Consider the following 5,644-nt stretch of genomic DNA (forward strand, 5'->3'; position numbering starts at 1 on the left):
CCCCTGCTCAAAAGCTGTTGTATAGTCGAGGGCTTCGCTGCTCACGGCGCAGGTTCTTCGGGAAGCTTCTTCCAGAAGGTCCGGCAAAAAAGAAAAGCGAAAAAATTTGACGAAGACGAAAATTCTGTGTCATAATTCAAGGCTCCGCTGATCACAGCGAAGCGCGAAAAAAGGTAGCAAGAACGCAAGTTTTGCTGGCCTCAGGTCTTTAAAAACATACAGCCGATAAGCGTGGGCGTTTGGGTGAAGTTGCCAAGTTCTTCGGAACAAGTGCACTGCACTTAAATGCTCATGAGAATGGAAGTGGATTCACTTCAATTCCGTTTTAATGAGTGAACTCGAAAGAGTATAAATTTCAAGATCGAACTATAGAGTTTGATCCTGGCTCAGATTGAACGCTGGCGGCATGCCTTACACATGCAAGTCGAACGGCAGCACGGGAGCAATCCTGGTGGCGAGTGGCGAACGGGTGAGTAATATATCGGAACGTGCCCAGTCGTGGGGGATAACGCAGCGAAAGCTGTGCTAATACCGCATACGATCTATGGATGAAAGCGGGGGATCGCAAGACCTCGCGCGATTGGAGCGGCCGATATCAGATTAGCTAGTTGGTGGGGTAAAAGCTCACCAAGGCGACGATCTGTAGCTGGTCTGAGAGGACGACCAGCCACACTGGAACTGAGACACGGTCCAGACTCCTACGGGAGGCAGCAGTGGGGAATTTTGGACAATGGGCGCAAGCCTGATCCAGCAATGCCGCGTGCAGGATGAAGGCCTTCGGGTTGTAAACTGCTTTTGTACGGAACGAAACGGCTCTGTCTAATACACGGGGCTAATGACGGTACCGTAAGAATAAGCACCGGCTAACTACGTGCCAGCAGCCGCGGTAATACGTAGGGTGCGAGCGTTAATCGGAATTACTGGGCGTAAAGCGTGCGCAGGCGGTGATGTAAGACAGATGTGAAATCCCCGGGCTCAACCTGGGACCTGCATTTGTGACTGCATCGCTGGAGTGCGGCAGAGGGGGATGGAATTCCGCGTGTAGCAGTGAAATGCGTAGATATGCGGAGGAACACCGATGGCGAAGGCAATCCCCTGGGCCTGCACTGACGCTCATGCACGAAAGCGTGGGGAGCAAACAGGATTAGATACCCTGGTAGTCCACGCCCTAAACGATGTCAACTGGTTGTTGGGTCTTCACTGACTCAGTAACGAAGCTAACGCGTGAAGTTGACCGCCTGGGGAGTACGGCCGCAAGGTTGAAACTCAAAGGAATTGACGGGGACCCGCACAAGCGGTGGATGATGTGGTTTAATTCGATGCAACGCGAAAAACCTTACCCACCTTTGACATGTATGGAATCCTTTAGAGATAGAGGAGTGCTCGAAAGAGAGCCATAACACAGGTGCTGCATGGCTGTCGTCAGCTCGTGTCGTGAGATGTTGGGTTAAGTCCCGCAACGAGCGCAACCCTTGTCATTAGTTGCTACATTTAGTTGGGCACTCTAATGAGACTGCCGGTGATAAACCGGAGGAAGGTGGGGATGACGTCAAGTCCTCATGGCCCTTATAGGTGGGGCTACACACGTCATACAATGGCTGGTACAAAGGGTTGCCAACCCGCGAGGGGGAGCTAATCCCATAAAACCAGTCGTAGTCCGGATCGCAGTCTGCAACTCGACTGCGTGAAGTCGGAATCGCTAGTAATCGTGGATCAGAATGTCACGGTGAATACGTTCCCGGGTCTTGTACACACCGCCCGTCACACCATGGGAGCGGGTTCTGCCAGAAGTAGTTAGCCTAACCGCAAGGAGGGCGATTACCACGGCAGGGTTCGTGACTGGGGTGAAGTCGTAACAAGGTAGCCGTATCGGAAGGTGCGGCTGGATCACCTCCTTTCTGGAAACTGCAACGCAGCTCAAACGCTCACACTTATCGGTTGTTGGAAGGTTGTCGCCAAGGGTCAGACGCGAGTCTGCTCAAGCGACCGGCTTGGGTCTGTAGCTCAGTTGGTTAGAGCACCGTCTTGATAAGGCGGGGGTCGTTGGTTCGAAACCAACCAGACCCACCATTCCTCCAATATCCAATAGCTTTCTGGGGGTGTAGCTCAGCTGGGAGAGCGGCTGCTTTGCAAGCAGTAGGTAGCGGGTTCGAGTCCTGTCACCTCCACCAACTTATCTCAATACGTCAACACCAAAGTAGCTTTGTAAAAGGCTGCTTTGTTGTTGATCAAGATCTCTTGATCAATCGGCTGTTCATTAAAAAATTCATAGAGTTCGAATCAGCGTTGCTGGCGGAAAGTGCACATTCGTAAAGGTTTCGTGCATACCGTGCCGCCAGTAACATATTTGATTGCGTCAAAATGAATATCAAACTTTGTTTGAAATTCAAGTCTTCAAGAGAATTGAAGAACGGCATAACGCGTCAGGTGAAAGACCTGACATATTCCTTGAAATAATTTTGATCCTTGCAAGAGGTGTCAAAGTTATAGGGTCAAGTGAATAAGAGCACGTGGTGGATGCCTTGGCAATGATAGGCGACGAAGGACGTGATAGCCTGCGATAAGCTTCGGGGAGCTGGCAAATTAGCTTTGATCCGGAGATTTCCGAATGGGGAAACCCACCTGCAAAGGTATCGCATGATGAATACATAGTCATGCGAGGCGAACCGGGTGAACTGAAACATCTCAGTAGCTCGAGGAAAAGACATCAACCGAGATTCCGAAAGTAGTGGCGAGCGAAATCGGAAAAGCCTGTTAGTGATAGCACGACTCTTAACAAAACAGCTTGGAAAGGCTGGCCATAGTGGGTGATAGCCCCGTATGTGAAAAGAGACGTGTGGTACTGAGCTAACGACAAGTAGGGCGGGACACGTGAAATCCTGTCTGAATATGGGGGGACCATCCTCCAAGGCTAAATACTCATCATTGACCGATAGTGAACTAGTACCGTGAGGGAAAGGCGAAAAGAACCCCGGGAGGGGAGTGAAATAGATCCTGAAACCGCGTGCTTACAAAAAGTAGGAGCCTCGCAAGGGGTGACTGCGTACCTTTTGTATAATGGGTCAGCGACTTACATTCAGTGGCAAGCTTAACCGAATAGGGAAGGCGTAGGGAAACCGAGTCCGAATAGGGCGTCTCAGTCGCTGGGTGTAGACCCGAAACCAAGTGATCTATCCATGGCCAGGATGAAGGTGCCGTAACAGGTACTGGAGGTCCGAACCGACTAGTGTTGCAAAACTAGCGGATGAGCTGTGGATAGGGGTGAAAGGCTAAACAAACTTGGAAATAGCTGGTTCTCTCCGAAAACTATTTAGGTAGTGCCTCAAGTATTACCGTCGGGGGTAGAGCACTGTTTTGGCTAGGGGGTCATGGCGACTTACCAAACCAAGGCAAACTCCGAATACCGACGAGTACAGCTTGGGAGACAGAGCACCGGGTGCTAACGTCCGGACTCAAGAGGGAAACAACCCAGACCGCCAGCTAAGGTCCCTAAAATTGGCTAAGTGGGAAACGAAGTGGGAAGGCTAAAACAGTCAGGATGTTGGCTTAGAAGCAGCCATCATTTAAAGAAAGCGTAATAGCTCACTGATCGAGTCGTCCTGCGCGGAAGATGTAACGGGGCTAAGCCAGTTACCGAAGCTGCGGATTTGCAATTTATTGCAAGTGGTAGGAGAGCGTTCTGTAAGCCTGTGAAGGTGGCTTGTAAAGGCTGCTGGAGGTATCAGAAGTGCGAATGCTGACATGAGTAGCGTTAAAGGGGGTGAAAAGCCCCCTCGCCGTAAGCGCAAGGTTTTCTACGCAACGTTCATCGGCGTAGAGTGAGTCGGCCCCTAAGGCGAGGCAGAGATGCGTAGCTGATGGGAAACAGGTCAATATTCCTGTACCGATTGTTAGTGCGATGTGGGGACGGATCTTAATAGGTTATCCGACTGTTGGATATGTCGGTTTAGATGGATGTAGGCGTACGTTAGGCAAATCCGGCGTACATATACCGAGGCCATTGATCGAGTGAGCTTGCTCATGAAGTAACTGAACGAGGTTCCAGGAAAAGCCACTAAGCTTCAGCTAACAACGACCGTACCGCAAACCGACACTGGTGCGCGAGATGAGTATTCTAAGGCGCTTGAGAGAACTCGGGAGAAGGAACTCGGCAAATTGACACCGTAACTTCGGAAGAAGGTGTGCCCTATTAGTGTGAAGTGAACAACGGAGCATGAATGGGTTGCAAAAAATCGGTGGCTGCGACTGTTTATTAAAAACACAGCACTCTGCAAACACGAAAGTGGACGTATAGGGTGTGACGCCTGCCCGGTGCTGGAAGATTAAATGATGGGGTGCAAGCTCTTGATTGAAGTCCCAGTAAACGGCGGCCGTAACTATAACGGTCCTAAGGTAGCGAAATTCCTTGTCGGGTAAGTTCCGACCTGCACGAATGGCGTAACGATGGCCACACTGTCTCCTCCCGAGACTCAGCGAAGTTGAAATGTTTGTGATGATGCAATCTCCCCGCGGAAAGACGGAAAGACCCCATGAACCTTTACTGTAGCTTTGTATTGGACTTTGAACAGATCTGTGTAGGATAGGTGGGAGGCTTTGAAGTGTGGTCGCTAGATCGCATGGAGCCAACGTTGAAATACCACCCTGGTGTGTTTGAGGTTCTAACCTAGGTCCATTATCTGGATCGGGGACAGTGCATGGTAGGCAGTTTGACTGGGGCGGTCTCCTCCCAAAGTGTAACGGAGGAGTTCGAAGGTACGCTAGTTACGGTCGGACATCGTGACGATAGTGCAATGGCATAAGCGTGCTTAACTGCGAGACTGACAAGTCGAGCAGATGCGAAAGCAGGACATAGTGATCCGGTGGTTCTGTATGGAAGGGCCATCGCTCAACGGATAAAAGGTACTCTGGGGATAACAGGCTGATACCGCCCAAGAGTTCATATCGACGGCGGTGTTTGGCACCTCGATGTCGGCTCATCTCATCCTGGGGCTGTAGCCGGTCCCAAGGGTATGGCTGTTCGCCATTTAAAGAGGTACGTGAGCTGGGTTTAAAACGTCGTGAGACAGTTTGGTCCCTATCTTCCGTGGGCGCTGCAGATTTGAGGAAGCCTGCTCCTAGTACGAGAGGACCGGAGTGGACGCACCTCTGGTGTATCGGTTGTCACGCCAGTGGCATTGCCGAGTAGCTATGTGCGGAAGAGATAACCGCTGAAAGCATCTAAGCGGGAAACTCGTTCCAAGATGAGATCTGCCGGGGCCTTGAGCCCCCTGAAGAGTCGTTCTAGACCAGGACGTTGATAGGTCAGGTGTGGAAGCGCAGTAATGCGTTAAGCTAACTGATACTAATTGCTCGTGCGGCTTGACCCTATAACTTTGATCTCTCAGATCAAAATTGTTATGCCAAGTGACGCAGTCAAACACCACTGATTCAAAACTCTATGAATTCGCCAGGCTGGCCAACACCAGCCCAGCTCCAAGTTTTGCCTGATGACCATAGCGAGGTGGTCCCACTCCTTCCCATCCCGAACAGGACAGTGAAACGCCTCCGCGCCGATGATAGTGCGGGTTCCCGTGTGAAAGTAGGTCATCGTCAGGCTCCTACAGCCAAAAACGCCCAGTCGAAAGATTGGGCGTTTTTATTTGGG

2 tRNA genes and 3 rRNA genes are annotated in these 5,644 nt (G+C 51.0%); all 5 read left to right on the plus strand.

From position 1 onward, the window contains the following. The first annotated feature begins 363 nt into the window (after positions 1 to 363). The 5 genes from AC099J_RS31415 to rrf all read left to right on the plus strand — a co-directional run bounded on the left by AC099J_RS31415 (position 364) and on the right by rrf (position 5,595). Positions 364 to 1,898, plus strand: a 16S ribosomal RNA gene (locus AC099J_RS31415). A 95-nt stretch (positions 1,899 to 1,993) separates the two neighbouring features. Next, positions 1,994 to 2,070, plus strand: a tRNA-Ile gene (locus AC099J_RS31420). Between the two features lie 25 nt (positions 2,071 to 2,095). After that, positions 2,096 to 2,171 (plus strand) — tRNA-Ala (locus AC099J_RS31425). A 319-nt stretch (positions 2,172 to 2,490) separates the two neighbouring features. Continuing rightward, positions 2,491 to 5,366, plus strand: a 23S ribosomal RNA gene (locus AC099J_RS31430). 116 nt (positions 5,367 to 5,482) lie between these two features. After that, positions 5,483 to 5,595 (plus strand): 5S ribosomal RNA (gene rrf, locus AC099J_RS31435). Together the 16S, 23S and 5S rRNA genes with 2 tRNA genes alongside form the textbook arrangement of a ribosomal RNA operon. Positions 5,596 to 5,644 lie beyond the last annotated feature (49 nt).

The sequence above is a fragment of the Rhodoferax sp. RT4P68 genome (genome assembly GCF_056521305.1).